Here is a 23,403-nt window from a genome sequence, read left to right as displayed (position 1 = left end):
GCGTGCGGTGGCGGCTCCGGCGACGCCCGCGGTCCTTCGAGCTTTCCACTCCCGTCACGGTGCGTCCATACGACGGACGCGATCGCGGCGCGACCCCGGTGCCGTCCGCCGGGACACGGGGCCCGGGTGCCCGGCCGTCGCACCGGCGCGGGCGTGGCTACGATGGGCCAGCCGGTGGCCAGCAGGGGCCGCGCGGCGACACCGACCCTCGGGAAGGCCATGCTGAACAAGTACGCGCGTGCATTCTTCACGCGTGTCCTCACACCGTTCGCCGCGTTTCTCATCCGGCGGGGGGTGAGCCCCGACACCGTGACGCTCCTCGGCACGGCCGGAGTCATGGCGGGTGCGCTGGTCTTCTACCCCATGGGCGAGTTCTTCTGGGGCACGGTCGTGATCACGCTGTTCGTGTTCTCGGACCTGGTCGACGGGAACATGGCGCGCCAGCTCGGCCGCTCCAGCCGCTGGGGGGCGTTCCTCGACTCCACGCTGGACCGGGTCGCCGACGGCGCGATCTTCGGCGGCTTCGCCCTCTGGTACGCGGGCGGCGGCGACGACATCGGGCTGTGCGCGGTCTCCATCTTCTGCCTCGCCAGCGGCCAGGTCGTCTCGTACACCAAGGCGCGCGGCGAGTCGATCGGCCTGCCCGTCGCGGTCAACGGCCTGGTCGAGCGTGCCGAGCGGCTGGTGATCTCGCTGGTCGCGGCCGGGTTCGCGGGCCTGCACAAGTTCGGCGTCCCCGGCATCCAGTGGCTGCTGCCCGTCGCGCTGTGGATCGTCGCCGTCGGCAGCCTCGTCACGCTGATCCAGCGGGTCGTCACCGTGCGCCGCGAGGCCGCCGAGGCCGACGCCGCCACCCAGGGCAGCGAGGCGGCCTCGTGAGCGGTCTGCGGGACCGGCTGACGGACGGGGCCTACGCGCTCGGCTGGAGCACCGTCAAGAAGCTCCCGGAGCCCGCCGCGGTCCGGCTCGGCCGTGCCGTCGCCGACCTCGCCTGGAAGCAGCGCGGCAAGGGCGTCCAGCGCCTGGAGAGCAATTACGCGCGCGTGGTGCCCGACGCGACCCCGGATCGGCTCGCCGAGCTGTCCAGGGCGGGCATGCGCTCCTACCTGCGCTACTGGATGGAGTCCTTCCGGCTGCCCGCCTGGAGCGAGGAGCGCGTGCGGGGCGGTTTCGAGGCCAAGGACCTGCACCACCTCACCGAGGGGCTCGCGGCCGGCAAGGGCGTCGTGCTGGCGCTGCCGCACCTCGGCAACTGGGACCTGGCGGGCGCCTGGGTCACCACCGAGCTGGGCATCCCCTTCACCACGGTCGCCGAGCGCCTCAAGCCCGAGTCGCTGTACGACCGCTTCGTCGCCTACCGCGAGGGCCTGGGCATGGAGGTCCTGCCGCACAGCGGCGGCTCCGCGTTCGGCATGCTGGCCCGGCGGCTGCGCGAGGGCGGACTGGTCTGCCTGGTCGCCGACCGCGACCTGTCCGCGTCCGGCGTCGAGGTCGACTTCTTCGGGGAGACCGCCCGGATGCCCGCCGGGCCCGCCCTGCTCGCCCAGCAGACCGGCGCCCTGCTCCTGCCGGTGACGCTCTGGTTCGACGACTCGCCCGTGATGAAGGGCCGGGTCCACCCGCCCGTCGGGGTCCCCGTGTCAGGCACCCGCGCCGAGAAGACGTCTGTGATGACACAGGCGCTGGCCGACGCCTTCGCCACCGGTATCGCCGACCACCCGGAGGACTGGCACATGCTGCAGCGTCTGTGGCTCGCCGACCTGGAGCCCCGCCCCGAGCCGTCCGGCACCGGGGAGCGCCCGTGAGGATCGGCATCGTCTGCCCGTACTCCTGGGACGTCCCGGGCGGCGTCCAGTTCCACATCCGCGACCTCGCCGAGCACCTCATCCGCCTCGGCCACGAGGTCTCCGTCCTCGCTCCGGCGGACGACGAGACGCCCCTGCCGCCGTACGTCGTCTCGGCGGGCCGCGCGGTCCCGGTGCCGTACAACGGCTCGGTCGCGCGGCTCAACTTCGGCTTCCTGAGCGCCGCCCGGGTACGGCGCTGGCTCCACGACGGCCTGTTCGACGTCATCCACATCCACGAGCCGACCTCGCCGTCGCTCGGGCTGCTGACGTGCTGGGCGGCCCAGGGGCCCATCGTCGCCACCTTCCACACCTCGAACCCGCGCTCGCGGGCGATGATCGCCGCGTACCCGATCCTCCAGCCCGCGCTGGAGAAGATCAGCGCGCGGATCGCGGTGAGCGAGTACGCGCGCCGCACCCTCGTCGAGCACCTCGGAGGCGACGCCGTCGTCATCCCGAACGGCGTCGACGTCGACTTCTTCGCGCGCGCCAAGCCCAACCCGGCCTGGCAGGGCGAGACCCTCGGCTTCATCGGGCGCATCGACGAGCCCCGCAAGGGCCTGCCGGTGCTGATGAGGGCGCTGCCGAAGATCCTCGCCGAGCGGCCCCGGACCCGGCTCCTGGTCGCCGGACGCGGTGACGAGAAGGAGGCCGTGGAGGACCTGCCGGCCGAGATGCGCTCCCGGGTGGAGTTCCTCGGCATGGTCAGCGACGAGGACAAGGCGCGCCTCCTGCGCAGTGTCGACGTGTACGTGGCGCCCAACACCGGCGGCGAGAGCTTCGGGATCATCCTCGTCGAGGCCCTGTCGGCGGGGGCCCCGGTGCTCGCCTCCGACCTCGACGCGTTCGCCCAGGTCCTCGACCACGGCGCGGCGGGGGAGCTGTTCGCCAACGAGGACGCGGACGCGCTGGCGGACGCGGCCGTGCGGCTCCTCGGCGACGAGGCCCGCCGCACCGGGCTGCGCGAGCGGGGCAGCGCCCACGTGCGGCGCTTCGACTGGTCGACGGTCGGCGCGGACATCCTCTCCGTGTACGAGACGGTGACGGACGGGGCGGCGGCGGTCGCGACGGACGAGCGGACCGGCCTGATGGCCCGCTTCGGACTCGCCCGGGACTGAACGGGGGCGCTGCCCGCCGGGAGTGAGCTCGTGCGCTGCCGGGCGGGGACTGAGCGGGGTCACTGCCGTCCGGCGGCGCACGTCCGTAGTCGGTGGCCCCTCGCGCGGTGACCGGCGTCGGCGCGCAGGGACGTGTTCCGGACGTTTCGTCGCGGACCGCCGGCACTTCCGCGGCGTCCTCGGGCGGCGGGCGCCGGGAGCACCCCGGCGACGGGCCGCCGTCGCGCGACCCGTGCCGACCAGCCCTGCCGCACCGTGCGGGCCCGTCCCGGCCGGGGGAGCCCGGGCGCCTGAACGAGACCGGCGACCCGGAACCGGCGGCCGGACGAGCAGGGCGTGCGCCGGTGTACCGGGAGCCGCGCGAGGCGCCGCGCGACGCACCGGTAGCCTTGCGGCCCGTGACCGCAACCCTCATCTGGATCCTCGTCGGCCTCGTAGCCATCGGCCTGTACCTGAGCTGGACCGCGGGACGCCTGGACCGGCTGCACGCCCGGATCGACGCCGCGCGCGCCGCCCTGGACGCCCAGCTGCTGCGCCGCGCCTCGGTCGCCCAGGAGCTGGCCACCTCCGGAGTGCTGGACCCGGCCGCCTCGATAGTGCTCTACGAGGCGGCCCACGCCGCCCGGCAGGCCGAGGAGGACCAGCGGGAGGTCGCCGAGAGCGAGCTGAGCCAGGCGCTGCGGGCCGTGTTCGGGGAGACGGCGCAGGTGGAGGCCGTCCGGGCGGCGCCCGGTGGCGAGGAGGCGGCCGACGAACTGGCCCAGGCGGTGCGCAGGGTGCCGATGGCCCGCCGCTTCCACAACGACGCCGTGCGGGCGGCCCGCGCACTGCGCCGGCACCGCAAGGTGCGGTGGTTCCGGCTGGCGGGACACGCGCCGTTCCCGCTCGCCTTCGAGATGGACGACGAGCCGCCGGTGGCCCTGGCGGACCGGCCCACGTCGTAGACGGACCGGCGACGCGGCTCCCGGCCCGGGCGAGGGGCTCCCGGCGGCACGGACGGCGAGCCGCCGGTGACCCACGTCATGGACGGACCCGCGACGCGCCTCCCGGCCCCGGAGAGCGGTCTTGCGTGGACCGCCGAGGCGGCCCGGACCCCGCTCCCACCGCCCGGTGACGACGCCGTGACCTGCGCTTTTCCGGGCGCTGAACGGAAAATGAGCCACCGGCTCGTCATTGGCCCTTGCTGTGGCCTGGTCCACAGGCGTTTCCTCGGTGCTGCAGCAGCCCTCTTTTCCACCGAGTGAGGTCAACCCGTGTCCAGCACGCTCTCCAACTCCGCCCAGTCCTCCGACAGCACCGCGACCGGCACCGCGCGCGTCAAGCGCGGCATGGCCGAGCAGCTCAAGGGCGGCGTGATCATGGACGTCGTCAACGCCGAGCAGGCGAAGATCGCCGAGGACGCGGGAGCCGTCGCCGTCATGGCCCTGGAGCGGGTCCCGGCCGACATCCGCAAGGACGGCGGCGTGGCCCGCATGTCGGACCCGAACATGATCGAGGAGATCATCGACGCGGTCTCCATCCCGGTCATGGCCAAGTCCCGCATCGGCCACTTCGTCGAGGCCCAGGTCCTGCAGTCCCTCGGCGTCGACTACATCGACGAGTCCGAGGTCCTCACCCCGGCCGACGAGGTCAACCACTCCGACAAGTGGGCGTTCACGACCCCGTTCGTGTGCGGCGCCACCAACCTGGGCGAGGCCCTGCGCCGCATCGCCGAGGGCGCGGCCATGATCCGCTCCAAGGGCGAGGCCGGCACCGGCAACGTCGTCGAGGCCGTCCGCCACCTGCGCCAGATCAAGAACGAGATCGCCAAGCTGCGCGGCTTCGACAACAACGAGCTGTACGCCGCCGCCAAGGAGCTGCGCGCCCCGTACGAGATCGTCAAGGAGGTGGCCGAACTCGGCAAGCTCCCCGTGGTGCTGTTCTCCGCCGGTGGCGTGGCCACCCCGGCCGACGCCGCGCTGATGCGCCAGCTCGGTGCCGAGGGCGTCTTCGTCGGCTCCGGCATCTTCAAGTCGGGCGACCCGGCCAAGCGCGCCGCCGCCATCGTGAAGGCGACCACCTTCTACGACGACCCGAAGATCATCGCGGACGCGTCCCGCAACCTGGGCGAGGCCATGGTCGGCATCAACTGCGACACCCTCCCCGAGGCCGAGCGCTACGCCAACCGCGGCTGGTAGTCATCCATGAGCACTCCTGACACCCCCGTCATCGGGGTTCTGGCCCTCCAGGGCGACGTACGGGAGCACCTGATCGCCCTGGCCGCGGCGGACGCCGTGGCCAGGCAGGTGAGGCGCCCCGAGGAACTCGCCGAGGTCGACGGCCTCGTCATCCCCGGCGGCGAGTCCACCACCATCTCCAAGCTCGCCGTGCTCTTCGGCCTGATGGAGCCCCTCCGCGCGCGCGTGCGTGCCGGCCTGCCCGTCTACGGCACCTGCGCGGGCATGATCATGCTCGCCGACAAGATCCTCGACCCGCGCTCCGGCCAGGAGACGGTCGGCGGCATCGACATGATCGTGCGGCGCAACGCCTTCGGGCGGCAGAACGAGTCCTTCGAGGCCGCCGTCGACGTCACGGGCGTCGAGGGCGCTCCCGTGGAGGGCGTCTTCATCCGCGCCCCCTGGGTGGAGTCCGTCGGCGCCGCGGCCGAGGTGCTCGCCGAGCACGAGGGCCACATCGTCGCCGTACGCCAGGGCAACGCGCTCGCCACGTCGTTCCACCCGGAGCTGACCGGCGACCACCGCGTGCACGGGCTGTTCGTCGACATGGTGCGCGCGAACCGGACAGCCGAGTCCTTGTAGGATCTCTGGCGTTCGTAAAGAGTTGGGTTACGCGAAGGAGACAGGCAGATGTCCGGCCACTCTAAATGGGCTACGACGAAGCACAAGAAGGCCGTGATCGACGCCAAGCGCGGCAAGCTCTTCGCGAAGATGATCAAGAACATCGAGGTCGCGGCCCGCACGGGCGGCGCCGACCCGGCCGGCAACCCGACCCTCTTCGACGCCATCCAGAAGGCCAAGAAGAGCTCGGTCCCGAACAAGAACATCGACTCCGCGGTCAAGCGTGGCGCCGGTCTCGAAGCCGGTGGCGCCGACTACGAGACGATCATGTACGAGGGCTACGGCCCGAACGGTGTCGCGGTGCTCATCGAGTGCCTCACCGACAACCGCAACCGCGCCGCCTCGGACGTCCGCGTCGCCATGACCCGCAACGGCGGCAACATGGCCGACCCGGGCTCCGTGTCGTACCTGTTCAACCGCAAGGGCGTCGTCATCGTCCCCAAGGGCGAGCTGTCCGAGGACGACGTGCTGGGCGCGGTGCTCGACGCGGGTGCCGAGGAGGTCAACGACCTCGGTGAGTCCTTCGAGGTGCTCTCCGAGGCCACCGACCTGGTCGCGGTCCGCACCGCACTCCAGGAGGCGGGCATCGACTACGACTCCGCCGACGCCAACTTCGTCCCGACCATGCAGGTCGAGCTGGACGAGGACGGCGCCCGCAAGATCTTCAAGCTGATCGACGCGCTGGAGGACAGCGACGACGTGCAGAACGTCTTCGCCAACTTCGACGTCAGCGACGACGTCATGGCGAAGGTCGACGCCTGAGCGGCCGACGACAGCACGGGCCGGCGGGGACACACACCCCGTCGGCCCGCGGCTTTGTCGGCGGTACCCGATAGCCTGCACGAACAGGCGGTCGACGGAGGGGTTCGGGGTGCGGGTACTGGGTGTTGACCCGGGTTTGACCCGGTGCGGTGTCGGGGTGGTCGAGGGTCTCGCCGGCCGACCCCTGACCATGTGCGGCGTCGGAGTCGTACGGACCCCCGCCGACGCCGAGTTGGGCCTGCGCCTGGTCGCCGTCGAGCAGGGCATCGAGCGGTGGCTCGACGAGTACCGGCCCGAATTCGTCGCCGTGGAGCGGGTGTTCAGCCAGCACAACGTGCGCACGGTCATGGGCACCGCCCAGGCCAGCGCCGTCGCCATGCTGTGCGCCGCCCGCCGCGGCATCCCCGTCGCCCTGCACACCCCCAGCGAGGTCAAGGCGGCCGTCACCGGCAGCGGACGCGCGGACAAGGCACAGGTCGGGGCGATGGTCACGCGCCTGCTGCGGCTCGACGCCCCGCCCAAGCCCGCCGACGCCGCGGACGCCCTGGCCCTCGCCATCTGCCACATCTGGCGCGCCCCCGCTCAGAACAGACTCCAGCAGGCCGTCGCCCTGCACGCATCGAAAGGGCGTACCGCATGATCGCCTTCGTCAGCGGCCCGGTCGCCGCCCTCGCCCCCGACTCCGCGGTGCTGGAGGTCGGCGGCATCGGCATCGCCGTCCAGTGCGCGCCGAACACCCTCTCCGGGCTCCGCATGGGCCAGGACGCCAAGCTCGCCACCTCCCTCGTCGTCCGCGAGGACTCGCTGACCCTCTACGGCTTCGCGGACGACGACGAGCGGCAGGTCTTCGAGCTGCTGCAGACCGCGAGCGGTGTCGGACCGCGGCTGGCGCAGGCCATGCTCGCCGTGCACAGCCCCGACGCCCTGCGCAGGGCGGTGGCCACCGGTGACGAGAAGGCGCTCACCGCCGTCCCCGGCATCGGCAAGAAGGGTGCCCAGAAGCTCCTGCTGGAGCTCAAGGGCCGGCTCGGCGAGCCCCTCGGCACCGGTGGCCCGGCGATCGGCAGGTCCGTCACCGCCGGCTGGCGCGACCAGCTGCACGCCGCCCTGATCGGCCTCGGCTACGCGACCCGCGAGGCCGACGAGGCTGTCTCCGCGGTCGAGCCCCAGGCCGAGGCGGCCGGCGGCACCCCCCAGGTGGGCCAGCTCCTGAAGGCGGCCCTGCAGACCCTCAACCGGACGCGCTAGCCGCACCGCCGGCCCCCCGCCCGTCCGCCCGAACCCCACCGCGACCGCGAGGCACACGCAATGAACTGGGACGACACGACCGACGAGACCGCCGACGAGCGGCTCGTCGGCGCGTCAGCCGACCGCGAGGACCAGGCCGTCGAGGCGGCCCTGCGACCCAAGGACCTGGACGAGTTCATCGGCCAGGAGAAGGTCCGCGAGCAGCTCGACCTCGTCCTGCGCGCCGCCCGCGCGCGCGGCGCCACCGCCGACCACGTGCTCCTGTCGGGCGCCCCGGGGCTCGGCAAGACCACGCTTTCCATGATCATCGCCGCCGAGATGGGCGCCCCCATCCGCATCACCAGCGGCCCCGCGATCCAGCACGCCGGCGACCTCGCGGCGATCCTGTCCTCCCTCCAGGAGGGCGAGGTCCTCTTCCTCGACGAGATCCACCGCATGTCGCGGCCCGCCGAGGAGATGCTCTACATGGCGATGGAGGACTTCCGCGTCGACGTCATCGTCGGCAAGGGCCCCGGCGCCACCGCGATCCCGCTCGAACTGCCGCCGTTCACCCTGGTCGGCGCCACCACGCGCGCGGGCCTGCTGCCGCCCCCGCTGCGCGACCGCTTCGGCTTCACCGCGCACATGGAGTTCTACGAGCCGGCCGAGCTGGAGCGCGTCATCCACCGCTCCGCCCATCTCCTGGACGTCGAGATCGACACCGCGGGCGCCGCGGAGATCGCCGGCCGCTCCCGGGGCACGCCCCGCATCGCCAACCGCCTGCTGCGCCGCGTCCGCGACTACGCGCAGGTCAAGGCCGACGGGATCGTCACCAGGGACATCGCGGCGGCGGCCCTCGCGGTCTACGAGGTCGACGCCCGCGGCCTGGACCGGCTCGACCGGGGCGTCCTGGAGGCGCTGCTCAAGCTCTTCGGGGGCGGCCCCGTCGGCCTGTCCACCCTGGCGGTCGCCGTGGGGGAGGAGCGCGAGACCGTCGAGGAGGTCGCCGAGCCCTTCCTGGTGCGCGAGGGACTGCTGGCCCGCACCCCCCGCGGCCGGGTCGCGACCCCGGCCGCGTGGGCGCATCTCGGACTCACCCCGCCCCGCCAGGCACCGGGGGGAACCGGACAACAGGACCTGTTCGGGACGTGACGGCGCGGGACTCTCCCGGCCCAGGAACCCCGGTGTCATGCTGAGCGTTGTTCCCTGAGTGCGGACTCGCTTAGACTCCGCCGATGCCGCCCTTGCAGGACGGCGCCGACCACCCCCATCCACCAGGCCGCCCTCCGCGCGGTCGTGCGAAGGAAACTCCGTCCCGTGAATACCTTGACCCTCCTCCCGTTCATCGTGCTCATCGGGGCCATGTTCCTGATGACCCGCTCGGCCAAGCGCAAGCAGCAGGCGGCCGCGCAGATGCGCAACGAGATGCAGCCCGGCACCGGCGTCCGCACGATCGGGGGCATGTACGCGACGGTGAAGGAGGTCGGTGAGGAGACGGTCCTCCTCGACGCCGCCCCCGGCGTCCACCTGATCTTCGCGAAGAACTCGATCGGCGCCGTGCTGTCCGACGACGAGTACAACCGCATCGTGCACGGCATCGACCCCGACCTGAAGGACGACGACGCCGCGGTCGTGCCGGACGACGCCTCCTCCCTCACCGGGACCGACGAGCCCGCCGACGCCGCCGACGACAAGATCGTCGACCTCGGCAAGAAGGACGCGGACGCGCAGGACACCCCGGCCGGCGAGCCCACCGGGACCGACGCGGCCGAGCCGAAGAAGACCGACGGCGAGTCCGACGCGAAGTAGGCACGACCCGGGAGCGCGGCGCGGTTCGCTCGCGCCCGGCGTTCCCCCGGGACGTGCGGTTCCGCACGGAATCCCGACACCATGTCATGGCCGCCCCGGCGCTCACCCGGCGCCGGGTGGCCCGAGAGGGAGTACGAGAAGGTGGCAGCACCGAAGAAGGGCCGGAGCGCGAGCGCCCAGAGCAGGCCGGGGCGCTCGCTGGCCCTCATCCTGATCGCCATCGTGGCGCTCACCGGGGGGATGTTCCTCTCCGGGCATTCCACCCCGCGTCTCGGCATCGACCTCGCCGGCGGCACGAGCATCACGCTCGAGGCGAAGAACGAGCCCGGCCAGCCCAACGCGATCAACAAGACCAACATGGACACCGCGGTCGACATCATGAACCGCCGCGTCAACGGTCTTGGCGTCTCCGAGGCGGAGGTGCAGACGCAGGGGCGACAGAACATCATCGTCAACATCCCCAAGGGCACGAACTCCAAGCAGGCCCGGGAGCAGGTCGGCACCACCGCCAAGCTGTACTTCCGCCCGGTCCTGGTGACCGAGGTCTCCGGCGGCGACGCGACGGCCAGCCCCTCGCCCAGCGGCAGCGCCTCCAAGGCGCCCACGGACAAGGCGAGCGACAAGGCCACGGACAAGTCCTCGGACAAGGCGACCCCGTCCGGCTCGGCGACTCCCTCGGCCTCCGTCACCTCGCAGGGCCGCGCGGTCACCGACGCCCTGAAGGCCACCGCCACCCCGTCGGCGAGCGCCTCGGCCAAGGCCTCGGCCTCCGCCTCCCCCTCGGCGAGCGCCGACCCGGCGACGGCCAAGCTCCAGGCCCAGTACGCCGCGCTCGACTGCACGAAGCCGGCTCAGCGTGCCAAGGCGGGCGCCGGCGCCAAGCCCTCCGACCCCACCATCGCCTGCGGCCAGAACTCGGGCGGTCAGTGGCAGAAGTACGTGCTCGGCCCGGCCGAGGTGTCCGGCACGGACGTCAAGAAGGCCGCCGCCGTCTACGACACGCAGAGCGGTGCCGGCTGGAAGGTCACCATGGACTTCACGTCCGGTGGCTCGAAGAAGTTCGCCGACATCACCGGCAAGCTGGCGCAGAACCAGTCCCCGCAGAACCAGTTCGCCATCGTCCTGGACAATGACGTCGTCTCCGACCCCTCCGTCAGCCAGGCGCTGACCGGCGGCAGCGCGGAGATCTCCGGCAGCTTCGACCAGACCGAGGCGCAGGACCTGGCGAACATGCTGAAGTACGGCGCCCTGCCGCTCACCTTCAAGGAGGCGAGCGTCACCACGGTGACCGCCGCCCTCGGTGGCGAGCAGCTGCACGCCGGTCTGATCGCCGGTGCCATCGGTCTGGGCCTGGTCGTCATCTACCTGGTGGTCTACTACCGCGGCCTGTCGCTCATCGCCATCGCCTCGCTGCTGGTCTCGGCCGTCCTGACCTACGTGATCATGTCCTTGCTCGGCCCGGCCATCGGCTTCGCGCTGAACCTGCCGGCCGTCTGCGGTGCCATCGTCGCGATCGGTATCACCGCGGACTCGTTCATCGTGTTCTTCGAACGCATCCGGGACGAGATCCGCGAGGGCCGTTCGCTGCGCCCGGCCGTCGAGCGTGCCTGGCCGCGTGCCCGGCGCACCATCCTGGTCTCCGACTTCGTGTCGTTCCTCGCCGCCGCGGTGCTCTTCATCGTCACCGTGGGCAAGGTCCAGGGCTTCGCGTTCACGCTCGGTCTGACCACGCTGCTCGACGTCGTCGTGGTCTTCCTCTTCACCAAGCCGCTGATGACGATCCTCGCCCGCAAGAAGTTCTTCGCAAGCGGTCACAGGTGGTCGGGCCTCGACCCCAAGCGACTGGGAGCCCAGCCTCCGCTGCGCCGCACCCGTCGCGCGTCCGCCCCCGTCGACACGAAGGAGGCGTGAGATGTCGAAACTCGGCACCCTCGGCGCCCGGCTCCACCGCGGCGAGATCGGCTACGACTTCGTCGGCAAGCGCATGATCTGGTACGGCGTCTCGATCCTGATCACCATCACGGCCATCCTCGGCCTGACGGTGCGCGGCCTGAACATGGGCATCGAGTTCCAGGGCGGCGCCGTCTTCACCACCGAGCGGACCAGCGTCTCGGTGTCCCAGGCCGAGACGTACGCGGAAGAGGCCTCCGGCCACGACGCGATCGTCCAGAAGCTCGGCAACGGCGGACTACGCATCCAGATCGCCGGGATCGACACCGGCAAGTCCGACCAGATCAAGGACGAGCTGGCCAAGGACCTGAAGGTCGACTCCGAGTCGATCAACGCCGACCTGGTCGGCCCCAGCTGGGGTGACCAGATCGCCAACAAGGCCTGGCAGGGCCTGGCGATCTTCATGGTCCTGGTGGTGATCTACCTGGCGATCGCCTTCGAGTGGCGCATGGCCCTAGCGGCCCTCGTCGCCCTGATCCACGACATCACCATCACGGTCGGCATCTACGCCCTGGTCGGCTTCGAGGTCACCCCGGGCACCGTGATCGGTCTGCTCACGATCCTCGGTTACTCGCTCTACGACACGGTCGTGGTGTTCGACAGCCTCAAGGAACAGACGAAGGACCTCACCAAGCAGACCCGCTGGACCTACAGCGAGGTCGCCGACCGCTCGATCAACAGCACGCTGGTCCGCTCGATCAACACGACGGTCGTCGCGCTGCTGCCCGTCGCGGCCCTGCTGTTCATCGGCGGCGGTGTCCTCGGGGCCGGCATGCTCAACGACATCTCGCTGTCGCTGTTCGTGGGCCTGGCGGCCGGCGCGTACTCCTCGATCTTCATCGCCACGCCGCTCGTCGCCGACCTCAAGGAGCGCGAGCCGCAGATGAAGGCACTCAAGAAGCGGGTCCTCGCCAAGCGGGCGCAGGCCGCCGCGCGGGGCGAGTCGCTGGACGCCCCCGTGGCCGCCGAGCAGTACGACGACGAGGACGACGAGCCGCAGGACGCCGCTCCCGCGGTCGTCGGCCCGCGCAACCAGCCCGCGTCCCGCAACCGCGGCGGCCGCGGCCGGCCGTCGGGCAAGCGCCGATGACCGGCATCCAGGAGCTGCTGCTCAGCCGCATCCGCGACGTCGCGGACCACCCGGAGCCGGGGGTGATGTTCAAGGACATCACGCCGCTGCTCGCGGACCCGGCGGCGTTCACCGCGCTGACGGACGCCCTGGCCGAGATCACGGTGCGCAACGGCGCCACGAAGATCGTCGGCCTGGAGGCCCGCGGCTTCATCCTGGGCGCTCCGGCGGCCGTCCGCGCGGGCGTCGGCTTCATCCCCGTACGCAAGGCCGGCAAGCTCCCCGGAGCGACCCTCAGCCAGACGTACGACCTGGAGTACGGCTCCGCCGAGATCGAGGTGCACGCCGAGGACCTGGCCACGGGCGACCGCGTGATGGTCGTCGACGACGTCCTCGCCACCGGCGGCACCGCCGAGGCCTCGCTCCAGCTCATCCGCAGGGCGGGCGCCGAGGTCGCGGGCGTCGCGGTCCTGATGGAGCTCGGGTTCCTGGGCGGCCGTGCCCGTCTGGAGCCGGCCCTCCGGGGCGCGCCGCTGGAGGCACTGCTCCAGGTCTGAGCCGCTCCCCGCGGACGCCTACGGCGCCCGCGCGGCAGCCTTGGACACCCGTTCGACACCGCCGAGGCGGGCCCGGAGGAATCCGGTGCCCGCCTCCGGTGTTTCCGCTGTACGAGGCCGTCCCACCGGCCGAAGGCGAGTTCGAAGCCCGGGATCGCTACCATGGGTTCTCCGGAGCCTGACCGGGGGACCCGGAAAGCGCACGAGGAGCCCTCTTGCCAGACGAGGCCCAGCCACTCGCCCCCAGTGCTGACCGCCAGCGGGGAACCGAAGCCGCCCAGCCCGTGCCCAGCGCGGGCCCCGCGGCCGAGCCCGCCAAGAGCGCCGCGCACGGGCCGGTCGAGCACGCCCAGGCGGCGCCCGAGGAGCGGGCGGCCGAGCAGCCGCGTCCCAAGCCGGCCCCGTCCGAGGGCGAGCGCGCCCCGCACACCCCGGTGGTCCGTCCCGCGGCCGCCCAGCCCGCCCGCACCGGCGGCGGCTCCTCCAACCGCGTACGCGCCCGTCTCGCCCGCCTCGGCGTCCAGCGCTCCAACCCGTACAACCCGGTCCTGGAGCCCCTGCTGCGGATAGTGCGCAGCAACGACCCGAAGATCGAGACGTCCACGCTCCGCCAGATCGAGCGCGCCTACCAGGTCGCCGAGCGCTGGCACCGCGGCCAGAAGCGCAAGAGCGGCGACCCGTACATCACGCACCCGCTGGCCGTCACCACCATCCTCGCCGAGCTCGGCATGGACCCGGCGACCCTGATGGCCGGGCTGCTGCACGACACCGTCGAGGACACCGAGTACGGCCTCGACACCCTGCGCCGCGACTTCGGCGACCAGGTCGCCCTGCTGGTCGACGGCGTCACCAAGCTCGACAAGGTCAAGTTCGGCGAGGCCGCGCAGGCCGAGACCGTGCGCAAGATGGTCGTCGCCATGGCCAAGGACCCCCGCGTCCTGGTCATCAAGCTCGCCGACCGCCTGCACAACATGCGCACCATGCGCTATCTCAAGCGCGAGAAGCAGGAGAAGAAGGCGCGCGAGACGCTGGAGATCTACGCGCCGCTGGCCCACCGGCTGGGCATGAACACCATCAAGTGGGAACTGGAGGACCTCGCCTTCGCGATCCTCTATCCCAAGATGTACGACGAGATCGTCCGCCTGGTCGCCGAGCGCGCCCCCAAGCGCGACGAGTACCTCGCCATAGTGACCGACGAGGTCCAGTCCGACCTGCGCGCGGCCCGCATCAAGGCGACCGTCACCGGCCGCCCGAAGCACTACTACAGCGTCTACCAGAAGATGATCGTCCGCGGCCGTGACTTCGCGGAGATCTACGACCTGGTGGGCATCCGCGTCCTCGTGGACACCGTCCGCGACTGCTACGCGGCTCTCGGCACGGTGCACGCGCGCTGGAACCCGGTCCCCGGCCGGTTCAAGGACTACATCGCGATGCCCAAGTTCAACATGTACCAGTCGCTGCACACGACGGTCATCGGGCCCAACGGCAAGCCGGTCGAGCTGCAGATCCGCACGTTCGACATGCACCGCCGGGCCGAGTACGGCATCGCCGCGCACTGGAAGTACAAGCAGGAGGCCGTCGCCGGCACCTCCAAGGTCCGCTCGGACCAGCCGAGGAGCACCGGCAAGGACGACCACCTCAACGACATGGCGTGGCTGCGCCAGCTGCTCGACTGGCAGAAGGAGACCGAGGACCCGGGCGAGTTCCTGGAGTCCCTGCGCTTCGACCTCTCGCGCAACGAGGTCTTCGTGTTCACGCCGAAGGGCGACGTGATAGCGCTCCCGGCGGGCGCCACCCCGGTCGACTTCTCCTACGCCGTGCACACCGAGGTCGGGCACCGGACCATAGGGGCCCGCGTCAACGGCCGCCTCGTCCCGCTCGAATCGACCCTCGACAACGGCGACCTGGTGGAGGTCTTCACCTCCAAGGCCGCCGGGGCCGGACCCTCCCGGGACTGGCTCGGCTTCGTCAAGTCGCCGCGGGCCCGCAACAAGATCCGGGCCTGGTTCTCCAAGGAGCGCCGCGACGAGGCGATCGAGCAGGGCAAGGACGCCATCGCGCGGGCCATGCGCAAGCAGAACCTGCCGATCCAGCGCATCCTGACCGGTGACTCCCTGGTCACCCTCGCGCACGAGATGCGCTACCCCGACATCTCGTCGCTGTACGCGGCGATCGGTGAGGGGCACGTCGCGGCGCAGAGCGTCGTCCAGAAGCTGGTGCAGGCGCTCGGCGGCGAGGAGGCGGCCACCGAGGAGATCGACGAGAGCGTCCCGCCGGCCCGCGGCCGGGGCCGCAAGCGGCGGTCGAACGCCGACCCCGGTGTCGTCGTCAAGGGCGTCGACGACGTCTGGGTCAAGCTCGCCCGCTGCTGCACCCCCGTGCCCGGCGACCCGATCATCGGCTTCGTCACCCGCGGCAGCGGCGTCTCGGTGCACCGCAGCGACTGCGTCAACGTGGACTCGCTGTCCCGGGAACCGGAGCGGATCCTGGAGGTCGAGTGGGCGCCCACCCAGTCCTCGGTCTTCCTGGTCGCCATACAGGTCGAGGCCCTGGACCGCTCCCGGCTCCTGTCGGACGTCACGCGCGTCCTGTCGGACCAGCACGTCAACATCCTGTCCGCGGCCGTGCAGACCTCCCGCGACCGGGTCGCCACCTCCCGCTTCACCTTCGAGATGGGCGACCCCAAGCACCTCGGCCACGTCCTGAAGGCCGTACGCGGCGTGGAGGGCGTGTACGACGTGTACCGGGTGACGTCGGCGCGCAGGCCCTGACCGCACGACGGGGGACGAGATGGACAACGTCGGCTTAGTGGCCGACCGCTACCGTCCGGTGGGACTGCTCGGGCGGGGCGGCATGGGTGTGGTGTACGAGGCGGTCGACGAGGTGCTCGGCCGCCGCGTCGCCGTGAAGATGCTCACCGCTGTCGAGGGACTGGCCGCCGACAACGAGGCGCTGGAGCGCTTCATGCGCGAGGCCCGCGCGCTCGCCAGGATCGACCACCCCTCGGTCGTCACGCTCTACGACACGGGTGTGCAGGACGGCACGCCGTACCTGGTCATGCAGGTGCTCGACGGCGTGAGCCTCGCCGACCTGGTGGCGGAGGCGGGACCGCTGCCGCCGGCCGCGGTCGCCTCCGTGGCCCTCGGCGTCGCGGACGCCCTCGCCGCCGCGCACGAGGCCGGGGTGCTGCACCGGGACGTCAAGCCCTCGAACGTCGGGATCGACCGGGCGGGGCGGGTCGTCCTCCAGGACTTCGGGCTCGCCCGTCTCGCCGGCGAGGCGGTGATCACCCGGACCGGTGTGCTGATGGGCACACCCCAGTTCATCGCGCCCGAGGCGATCCGCGGGGTGCTGCCGGAACCCGCCGCCGACCTGTACGGGCTGGGCGCGTGCGCGTACCTGATGATCACGGGCGAGCTGCCGTTCGGCGAGACCGTGGACGTCGGAGCCATCGTGGAGAAGGCCCTCGGCGACGGCATCCCGCGGCTGGTGGGCCGGAAACCGGCCTACCCGGACGCGCTGACCCGGCTCGTCGACCGCCTCTGCAGGCAGGACCCGGCGGACCGGCCGCAGCACGTCGGGGAGGTCGCGCGAGAACTGCGCGGCCTCGCGGACGGAGGCACCGCGATGCTGGCCGCGCTGGTGGCCGGGCACATCCGCGAGGAGGCGCTTGAGGGCGTCGCCGGGACGGCCGGCGTACACGGGGCGCCCCCGTCCGAGGGCTCGGGCGCCCCCGGCGACGGAGGGCCGTTCCGGCCGTCGGTCGAGGCGCCCGAGTACGACTGGGACCGGGCGGGGCGGGTGGGGGGCGGCGCCGCGTCGGTACCTCCGGAGGGCGACGAGGAGGAGGTCCTGCCGCAGGCGTCGTTCCGCAGGGCCCGCGTGCTGGCGCCGCCCACCCTCAGCGACGCCACCCGCCGGCTCGTGCTCAGCAGCATGACCCCGCAGAACGCGCTGTCCCGGCAGCGCGAGGCGGTCAACCTGGTGCTGCGCGGTGAACTCCGCGAAGCCGCCCAGATGTTGTCGGTGATCGTGCCGGTGTGCCTGTCGTCGCTGGGCCCCGACCACCTCACCACTCTGACCAGCCAGTACTGGCAGGCCGTGTGCCTGGCCAGGCTGGACGCCGGGGACCAGGCACTGGACCTGTTCTCGCGCGTGAACACACGTGTCGGCCGACGAACGGACGGGATCGATGACTGACTTCGTCGCGGGGATCGCGGGGATCGCGGAGTTCCCGGCGGCCGGGGGAGCCGAGCCGGCGCCGGACGCCGGGGGAGCACCCGGCGCCGAGGACGAACTCCGTTCCCTGCTGCGCTGGTTGCAGGCGGACGAGACGCTCGAGGTACGGGCCCGGGTGACCGGCGGGCCGACTCCCGCGCACCACATGGGAACCGGCTTCGACGTGCTTCAACTCGCCCTCGGCAGCGGGCTGTCCACCGCGTCCCTGGTCGTCTCCGTCCTGCAGTGGCAGACCTCGCGGCGCCGGGCGCCGTCCGTCACCCTGCGCCGCGGCGAGGTCGAGGTCCTGCTCACCGCGGAGGCGGCGCGCGACGAGGAGACGCTGCGCAGGATCGTCGCGGTCCTTGACCGGGAGGAAGCCGAGAGTGACCTCGACGCTTCCTGACCCGGCCCGCTCCCGGGCCGTCCTCATAGGGACCGCCTCCTACCGGCACCTGCCGCAACTGCCCGCCGTCGAGGCCAACGTGGTCGACCTCGCCGCGGAGTTGTGCGACGCCACGGTCTGGGGGCTCCCGGTCCAGCACTGCACGGTCGTCACCGATCCGCAGAGCCCCCTCGCCATGCTCGACCCGGTGCACCAGGCGGGCGACGAGGCCACCGACACCCTGATCGTGTACTACGCCGGGCACGGCATGCGCGACTCCGAGTCCGCGGACCTGTACCTCGCGCTCGGCGACTCCCGCGACCACCTCGGCTACACGGCCGTCGCCTACCAGCACCTGCGGTCCGCCCTGCGCGCCTCCCGCGCCCGCCGCAAGGTCGTCGTCCTCGACTGCTGCTTCAGCGGCCGCGCCGCCCGCACCCTCGTGGGCGGGGACGTGCTCGCCGCCCAGGCCGCCGTCGACGGCGCCTTCGTGCTCACCGCCTCGCCCCGCGACCGGCTGGCCCTCGCGCCCGACGGCGAGCGCTACACCGCGTTCACCGGCGAACTCCTCACCGTCCTGCGCGGCGGCGTCCAGGACGGCCCCGAACTCATCGACCTGGACACCCTCTACCGCGTCCTGGAGGAACGCCTGCGCGCCAAGAACCGCCCGCTGCCGCAGCGTTCGCAGGAGAACGGCGTGGGACGGCTGCCCTTCGCCCGCAACAAGGCCCGGGCCGGCCGGCGCACTCCCGCGGGACCGGTCCTCGCCGCCGACGTACGCGCCGCGATGGTCGCCACCGGCCTCGCCGTGGCCCGGGCGCTGCGGGCCGCCGGCAACTCCCGGGACGCCCTGCCCGTGCTGCGGCTCGCCCTCCAGGAACAGACGACGCACGGACAGGGCGACCTGCTCGCCGTGCAGCTGGAACTCTCCGAACTGCTCGCCGAGTCCGGCCAGGTCGGCGAGGCCGTGGAAGTCCTCGAACTCGCCTTCCAGCAGGTCCACAAGCTGTACGGGCCGGAGGCGATCCTCGTGTGCCGCCGGCTCGCCGACCTCCTCCAGGAGTCCGGGAACCACATCCAGGCCTGCGAAGTCCTCAAGCACGCCCTGCACATCGCCGAACAGGGCGGACCGCGCACCTCCTCCTGAACGCGGTGCGGCCCGGCGGTGGGGGGAACCACCGCCGGGCCGCACCGGAGGAAAGCCGCCCGCGGGCGGCGGGCGGGTGTCAGCCGCCGAACTCCTGCAGACCCTTCAGGGCCTGGTCCAGCAGTGCCTGACGGCCGTCGAGCTCCTTCTGGAGCTTGTCGGCCCTGGCGTTGTTGCCCGCCGAGCGGGCGGTCTCGATCTGGCCGCGGAGCTTGTCCACGGCGGCCTGCAGCTGACCGGTCAGACCCTCCGCACGCGCGCGTGCCTCGGGGTTGGTCCGGCGCCACTCGGCCTCCTCGGACTCCTGCAGAGCCCGCTCCACCGCGTGCATCCGGCCCTCGACCTTCGGCCGGGCGTCGCGCGGCACGTGGCCGATGGCCTCCCAGCGCTCGTTGAGCGCGCGGAAGGCGGCCCGGGCGGCCTTGAGATCCTTCACCGGGACGAGCTTCTCGGCCTCCTCGGCCAGCTCCTCCTTGAGCTTCAGGTTCTCCGACTGCTCGGCGTCCCGCTCGGCGAAGACCGAGCTGCGCGCCGCGAAGAAGACGTCCTGGGCGCCGCGGAAGCGGTTCCACAGATCGTCCTCGTGCTCACGCTGGGCGCGGCCCGCGGCCTTCCAGTCCGCCATCAGCTCGCGATAGCGGGCCGCCGTCGGACCCCAGTCCGTCGAACCGGACAGCGCCTCGGCCTCGGCGACCAACTTCTCCTTGGTCTTGCGGGCCTCCTCGCGCTGCGCGTCCAGCGACGCGAAGTGCGCCTTGCGCCGCTTGGAGAACGCCGAGCGCGCGTGCGAGAAGCGGTGCCACAGCTCGTCGTCCGACTTGCGGTCGAGCCGCGGCAGCCCCTTCCAGGTGTCCACCAGCGAGCGCAGCCGCTCACCGGCCGCCCGCCACTGGTCGCTCTGCGCCAGCTCCTCCGCCTCGGTGACCAGGGCCTCCTTGGCGTGCCGCGCCTCGTCGGACTGCTTCGCCCGCTGCTCCTTGCGCTCCTGCCGGCGCGCGTCCACCGTCTCGACGAGCTTGTCCAGCCGCTTGCGCAGCGCGTCCAGATCACCGACCGCGTGATGGGCGTCGACCTGCTCGCGGATGTGCGCGATCGCGGCCTGGGCGTCCTTCGCGGACAGGTCGGTGGTCTTGACTCGCTTCTCGAGGAGGCCGATCTCCACAACCAGGCCCTCGTACTTGCGCTCGAAGTAGGCCAGCGCCTCGTCAGGGGAGCCGGCCTGCCAGGAACCGACGACCTGCTCGCCGTCGGCCGTACGCACGTACACGGTCCCCGTCTCGTCGACGCGGCCCCACGGGTCGCTGCTCACAGCGCCTCCTCCACATGATGCCTGCGGGAGGCTTCAGCGCCCCCGGGCATCGTCCACAGTTTCGTCACGGCCAACATAGGCGACCGGCGGGGCGGCTGTCCGCATCCCGCGCGACCGAAATTTCGCAGCTCGCGGTCAGGATTTCGTCACGGTCAGCTTGTTGATCACGACGGTCGCGTTGGGTGCGCCGTCGCCCTGTCCGGTGCTCTCACCGGCGGCGGCGATCTTCTTCAGGACCGTCATGCCGGACTTGGAGATCGTTCCGAACGGTGTGTAGGTGGGCGGCAGCTTGCTGTCCTGGTACACGAGGAAGAACTGGCTGCCGCCGGTGTGCTTCTGGCCGGTGTTGGCCATCGCGACGGTGCCCGCCGGGTAGATGCCGCCCTTGAGGCTCTTGTCCTTCAGGTTCTCGTCCGGGATGGTGTAGCCCGGACCGCCGCCGCCGGTGCCCTGCGGGTCGCCGCACTGCAGGACGTAGATGCCGTTCGTCACCAGGCGGTGGCACTTCGTGTGGTCGAAGAACCCCTTGCCGGCGAGGAAGCCGAACGAGTTCACCGTGTGCGGCGCCGCCGCCGTCTTGAGGTCGACGTCTATGTCACCGCACGTCGTCGCCAGCTTCATCGTGTAGCCGGCCGACTTGTCGACGGTGACCGCCGGCTCCTTCTTCCAGCTGAGCTTCTTCACCTTGCCCGCGGCGGGCTTCTCGCACGGGTCCGGCGCCTTGCTCGGCGTCGAGGGGCTCGGCGTCACCTCCGCGCCCGCGTTGGCCTTCTTGCCGTCGTCGTCCTTGAAGACCCCGGTCGCGTACGACACGACACTGCCCACGACGACCACGCCGAGGACCGACGCGATCACCGCGTTGCGTGCGTGGGTCTTGCGCCGCGCGGCCGTACGCCGCTGCTGCTGCCGCAAGAACTTCTCCCGGGCGAGCTGACGCCGCCGCTGCTCCTGGCTGACCACCGGGTTTTCTCCTCGTGCGTCTCGTTCGTCAAGTGGGACGCGTGCGTCTTGTGAGCCGACCGCCTGCGTGTGCCCCGTACCGTATATGGGTTCGCTGAGGAAACGGCAGCGCCGGTAGGCTCTGATCCGCAGCCACCCGCCCCGTACGACGCCGTATGACCTCGTACGACACAAACGAAGGACGATCGTGCTCATTGCCGGGTTCCCCGCCGGGGCCTGGGGGACCAACTGTTATCTGGTCGCCCCCGCCGCGGGTGAGGAGTGCGTGATCATCGACCCGGGCCATCAGGCCGCCCAGGGAGTCGAGGACGCGCTCGCCAAGCATCGGCTCAAGCCCGTCGCGGTCATCCTCACCCACGGCCACATCGACCATGTCGCCTCGGTCGTGCCGGTGTGCGGAGCGCACGACGTACCGGCGTGGATCCACCCCCGGGACCGCTACATGATGAACGACCCGGAGAAGGGCATCGGCCGGTCCATCGGGATGCCGCTCATGGGGGAGATCACCGTGGGCGAGCCGGACGACGTCAGGGAACTCACCGACGGCGCCGAGCTTAAGCTCGCCGGCCTCGACTTCTCCGTCGCGCACGCGCCCGGCCATACGAAGGGGTCGGTGGCCTTCCGGATGCCCGAGAGCGCGGACGTCCCGTCCGTGTTCTTCTCCGGGGATCTGCTGTTCGCCGGCTCCATCGGACGCACCGACCTGCCCGGCGGCGACATGGACGACATGCTCGCCTCGCTGGGCCGCGTGTGCCTGCCGCTAGACGACTCGACCGTGGTGCTGTCCGGCCACGGCCCCCAGACGACCATCGGCCAGGAGCGCGCCACCAACCCGTATCTGCGGCAGGTGGCCGCCGGCGGCCAGGGAGCATCCGAGGCTCCCCGACGAGGAATGTGACGAGACCTTCCGTGAGCACCTTCAAGGCCCCCAAGGGCACGTACGACCTGATCCCGCCGGACAGCTCCAAGTACCTCGCCGTGCGCGAGGCCATCGCCGCCCCCCTGCGCACCTCCGGCTACGGCTACATCGAGACGCCCGGCTTCGAGAGCGTCGAACTGTTCGCGCGCGGTGTCGGTGAGTCCACCGACATCGTGACCAAGGAGATGTACGCCTTCGAGACCAAGGGCGGCGACCGGCTGGCGCTGCGCCCGGAGGGCACCGCCTCCGTGCTGCGCGCCGCGCTGGAGGCCAACCTCCACAAGGCGGGCAACCTCCCCGTCAAGCTCTGGTACTCGGGCTCGTACTACCGTTACGAGCGCCCCCAGAAGGGCCGTTACCGCCACTTCTCGCAGGTCGGCGCCGAGGCGATCGGAGCCGAGGACCCGGCGCTCGACGCCGAACTGATCATCCTGGCCGACCAGGCGTACCGCTCGCTGGGCCTGCGCCGGTTCCGGATCCTGCTGAACTCCCTGGGCGACAAGGAGTGCCGCCCCGTCTACCGGGCCGCGCTCCAGGACTTCCTGCGCGGGCTCGACCTCGACGAGGAGACGCTCCGCCGCGCGGACATCAACCCGCTGCGGGTCCTCGACGACAAGCGCGACGACGTCCAGAAGCAGCTGGTGGGCGCGCCGCTGCTGCGCGACTACCTGTGCGACGCCTGCAAGGCGTACCACGAGGAGGTGCGCGAGCTGATCACGGCGGCGGGTGTCTCCTTCGAGGACGACCCGAAGCTGGTGCGCGGCCTCGACTACTACACGCGCACCACCTTCGAGTTCGTCCACGACGGACTCGGCTCGCAGTCCGCGGTCGGCGGCGGCGGACGCTACGACGGGCTGTCCGAGATGATCGGCGGGCCCGCGCTGCCCTCCGTCGGCTGGGCCCTCGGCGTCGACCGCACCGTCCTCGCCCTGGAGGCGGAGGGCGTCTCGCTCGAACTCCCCTCGCCCACCAGCGTGTTCGCGGTCCCGCTCGGCGACGAGGCCCGCCGGTTCCTCTTCGCCAAGGTCAACGAACTGCGCAAGGTCGGCATCGCCGCGGACTTCTCGTACGGCGGCAAGGGCCTCAAGGGCGCGATGAAGAACGCCAACCGCAGCGGCGCGCGCTACACCATCGTCGCCGGTGAGCGGGACCTCGCCGAGGGCGTCGTCCAGCTCAAGGACATGGAGTCCGGCGAGCAGACGCCCGTGGGGGTCAACGAGATCGTGGCGGAACTGGAATCCCGCCTGGGCTGACGGCGGCGGGGCGGGGGCTCGCCCCCCCCCCGCCGGCCC

At 71.8% G+C, this 23,403-nt stretch carries 22 protein-coding genes; 20 read left to right on the top strand and 2 right to left on the bottom strand.

Features of this window, described 5'->3' with window-relative positions; genetic code table 11:
- Positions 1-162 precede the first annotated feature (162 nt).
- From pgsA to ACWGIS_RS24785, 18 genes are all read left to right on the top strand, one after another.
- Positions 163-879, top strand: a complete 717-nt coding sequence (gene pgsA / locus ACWGIS_RS24870; protein ID WP_356166677.1) for a phosphatidylinositol phosphate synthase — start codon at positions 163-165, stop codon at positions 877-879.
- The gene (locus ACWGIS_RS24865; protein WP_453364674.1) at positions 876-1,805 is read left to right on the top strand and encodes a phosphatidylinositol mannoside acyltransferase; all 930 of its coding nucleotides are present in this window, start codon (positions 876-878) and stop codon (positions 1,803-1,805) included. Before pgsA ends, ACWGIS_RS24865 begins: the two co-directional genes overlap by 4 nt.
- The gene (locus ACWGIS_RS24860; RefSeq protein WP_453364673.1) at positions 1,802-2,962 is read left to right on the top strand and encodes a glycosyltransferase family 4 protein; all 1,161 of its coding nucleotides are present in this window, start codon (positions 1,802-1,804) and stop codon (positions 2,960-2,962) included. Before ACWGIS_RS24865 ends, ACWGIS_RS24860 begins: the two co-directional genes overlap by 4 nt.
- A gap of 398 nt (positions 2,963-3,360) precedes the next feature.
- Positions 3,361-3,906, top strand: a complete 546-nt coding sequence (locus tag ACWGIS_RS24855; protein ID WP_453364672.1) for a hypothetical protein — start codon at positions 3,361-3,363, stop codon at positions 3,904-3,906.
- Between the two features lie 309 nt (positions 3,907-4,215).
- Positions 4,216-5,139 carry a pyridoxal 5'-phosphate synthase lyase subunit PdxS gene (gene pdxS / locus ACWGIS_RS24850; RefSeq protein WP_453364671.1) on the top strand — a complete coding sequence of 308 codons (924 nt, stop codon included), beginning with the start codon at positions 4,216-4,218 and terminating at the stop codon, positions 5,137-5,139.
- 6 nt (positions 5,140-5,145) lie between these two features.
- Positions 5,146-5,760 (top strand): pyridoxal 5'-phosphate synthase glutaminase subunit PdxT, encoded by a 615-nt coding sequence (pdxT, locus tag ACWGIS_RS24845; protein WP_453364670.1) that lies wholly within the window; start codon positions 5,146-5,148, stop codon positions 5,758-5,760.
- A 48-nt stretch (positions 5,761-5,808) separates the two neighbouring features.
- A complete protein-coding gene (locus ACWGIS_RS24840; RefSeq protein ID WP_453364669.1) occupies positions 5,809-6,561 on the top strand; it encodes a YebC/PmpR family DNA-binding transcriptional regulator in 753 nt (250 codons plus the stop codon).
- Between the two features lie 109 nt (positions 6,562-6,670).
- Entirely contained in the window at positions 6,671-7,201 is a 531-nt protein-coding gene (gene ruvC, locus ACWGIS_RS24835) for a crossover junction endodeoxyribonuclease RuvC (protein WP_453364668.1), read from the top strand.
- On the top strand, positions 7,198-7,809 hold the full coding sequence (gene ruvA / locus ACWGIS_RS24830) for a Holliday junction branch migration protein RuvA (protein ID WP_453364667.1): 612 nt from the start codon (positions 7,198-7,200) through the stop codon (positions 7,807-7,809). Before ruvC ends, ruvA begins: the two co-directional genes overlap by 4 nt.
- Before the next feature lie 60 nt (positions 7,810-7,869).
- On the top strand, positions 7,870-8,940 hold the full coding sequence (gene ruvB, locus ACWGIS_RS24825; RefSeq protein WP_453364666.1) for a Holliday junction branch migration DNA helicase RuvB: 1,071 nt from the start codon (positions 7,870-7,872) through the stop codon (positions 8,938-8,940).
- 165 nt (positions 8,941-9,105) lie between these two features.
- Positions 9,106-9,597, top strand: coding sequence for a preprotein translocase subunit YajC (gene yajC, locus ACWGIS_RS24820; RefSeq protein WP_453364665.1), 492 nt, complete (start codon positions 9,106-9,108; stop codon positions 9,595-9,597).
- Positions 9,598-9,738: 141 nt separating this feature from the next.
- Positions 9,739-11,508, top strand: a complete 1,770-nt coding sequence (secD, locus tag ACWGIS_RS24815; protein WP_453364664.1) for a protein translocase subunit SecD — start codon at positions 9,739-9,741, stop codon at positions 11,506-11,508.
- A 1-nt stretch (position 11,509) separates the two neighbouring features.
- Positions 11,510-12,637 carry a protein translocase subunit SecF gene (gene secF / locus ACWGIS_RS24810; RefSeq protein WP_453364663.1) on the top strand — a complete coding sequence of 376 codons (1,128 nt, stop codon included), beginning with the start codon at positions 11,510-11,512 and terminating at the stop codon, positions 12,635-12,637.
- Complete coding sequence (locus ACWGIS_RS24805; RefSeq protein WP_453364662.1) at positions 12,634-13,173, top strand: adenine phosphoribosyltransferase; 540 nt, start codon at positions 12,634-12,636, stop codon at positions 13,171-13,173. The genes secF and ACWGIS_RS24805 overlap by 4 nt, the downstream gene beginning before the upstream one ends.
- Positions 13,174-13,388: 215 nt before the next feature.
- On the top strand, positions 13,389-15,944 hold the full coding sequence (locus tag ACWGIS_RS24800) for a RelA/SpoT family protein (RefSeq protein ID WP_453364661.1): 2,556 nt from the start codon (positions 13,389-13,391) through the stop codon (positions 15,942-15,944).
- A 19-nt stretch (positions 15,945-15,963) separates the two neighbouring features.
- Entirely contained in the window at positions 15,964-17,373 is a 1,410-nt protein-coding gene (locus tag ACWGIS_RS24795; RefSeq protein ID WP_453364660.1) for a serine/threonine-protein kinase, read from the top strand.
- Positions 17,366-17,797: an effector-associated constant component EACC1 gene (locus ACWGIS_RS24790; protein ID WP_453364659.1), complete on the top strand. Its 432-nt coding sequence runs from the start codon at positions 17,366-17,368 to the stop codon at positions 17,795-17,797. Before ACWGIS_RS24795 ends, ACWGIS_RS24790 begins: the two co-directional genes overlap by 8 nt.
- On the top strand, positions 17,778-18,923 hold the full coding sequence (locus tag ACWGIS_RS24785) for a caspase, EACC1-associated type (protein ID WP_453364658.1): 1,146 nt from the start codon (positions 17,778-17,780) through the stop codon (positions 18,921-18,923). Before ACWGIS_RS24790 ends, ACWGIS_RS24785 begins: the two co-directional genes overlap by 20 nt.
- Positions 18,924-19,002: 79 nt before the next feature.
- Here the strand turns inward: ACWGIS_RS24785 and ACWGIS_RS24780 are convergent, their stop codons facing one another.
- Both ACWGIS_RS24780 and ACWGIS_RS24775 read right to left on the bottom strand, forming a co-directional pair.
- Positions 19,003-20,232 (bottom strand): DUF349 domain-containing protein, encoded by a 1,230-nt coding sequence (locus ACWGIS_RS24780; protein WP_453364657.1) that lies wholly within the window; start codon positions 20,230-20,232, stop codon positions 19,003-19,005.
- 135 nt (positions 20,233-20,367) lie between these two features.
- Positions 20,368-21,192 (bottom strand): peptidylprolyl isomerase, encoded by an 825-nt coding sequence (locus ACWGIS_RS24775; protein ID WP_453364656.1) that lies wholly within the window; start codon positions 21,190-21,192, stop codon positions 20,368-20,370.
- 187 nt (positions 21,193-21,379) lie between these two features.
- Between ACWGIS_RS24775 and ACWGIS_RS24770 the strand changes: the two genes are divergently transcribed.
- Complete coding sequence (locus ACWGIS_RS24770) at positions 21,380-22,090, top strand: MBL fold metallo-hydrolase (protein ID WP_453364655.1); 711 nt, start codon at positions 21,380-21,382, stop codon at positions 22,088-22,090.
- 11 nt (positions 22,091-22,101) lie between these two features.
- Positions 22,102-23,364: a histidine--tRNA ligase gene (hisS, locus tag ACWGIS_RS24765; protein WP_453364654.1), complete on the top strand. Its 1,263-nt coding sequence runs from the start codon at positions 22,102-22,104 to the stop codon at positions 23,362-23,364.
- Positions 23,365-23,403: the final 39 nt, after the last annotated feature.

Source organism: Streptomyces sp. NPDC054842 (assembly GCF_053611025.1).
Note: the sequence above shows the minus strand (reverse complement) of the source record. Positions and strands in the feature narration are given on the sequence as shown.

Excerpts from the sequence above, each read along its gene's own strand:
- pgsA (WP_356166677.1), top strand. The coding sequence starts at position 163 with ATGGGCCAGCCGGTGGCCAGCAGGGGCCGCGCGGCGACACCGACCCTC.
- pdxT (WP_453364670.1), top strand. The coding sequence starts at position 5,146 with ATGAGCACTCCTGACACCCCCGTCATCGGGGTTCTGGCCCTCCAGGGC.
- ACWGIS_RS24840 (WP_453364669.1), top strand. The coding sequence starts at position 5,809 with ATGTCCGGCCACTCTAAATGGGCTACGACGAAGCACAAGAAGGCCGTG.
- ruvA (WP_453364667.1), top strand. The coding sequence starts at position 7,198 with ATGATCGCCTTCGTCAGCGGCCCGGTCGCCGCCCTCGCCCCCGACTCC.
- ruvB (WP_453364666.1), top strand. The coding sequence starts at position 7,870 with ATGAACTGGGACGACACGACCGACGAGACCGCCGACGAGCGGCTCGTC.
- secF (WP_453364663.1), top strand. The coding sequence starts at position 11,510 with ATGTCGAAACTCGGCACCCTCGGCGCCCGGCTCCACCGCGGCGAGATC.
- ACWGIS_RS24805 (WP_453364662.1), top strand. The coding sequence starts at position 12,634 with ATGACCGGCATCCAGGAGCTGCTGCTCAGCCGCATCCGCGACGTCGCG.
- ACWGIS_RS24795 (WP_453364660.1), top strand. The coding sequence starts at position 15,964 with ATGGACAACGTCGGCTTAGTGGCCGACCGCTACCGTCCGGTGGGACTG.
- ACWGIS_RS24790 (WP_453364659.1), top strand. The coding sequence starts at position 17,366 with ATGACTGACTTCGTCGCGGGGATCGCGGGGATCGCGGAGTTCCCGGCG.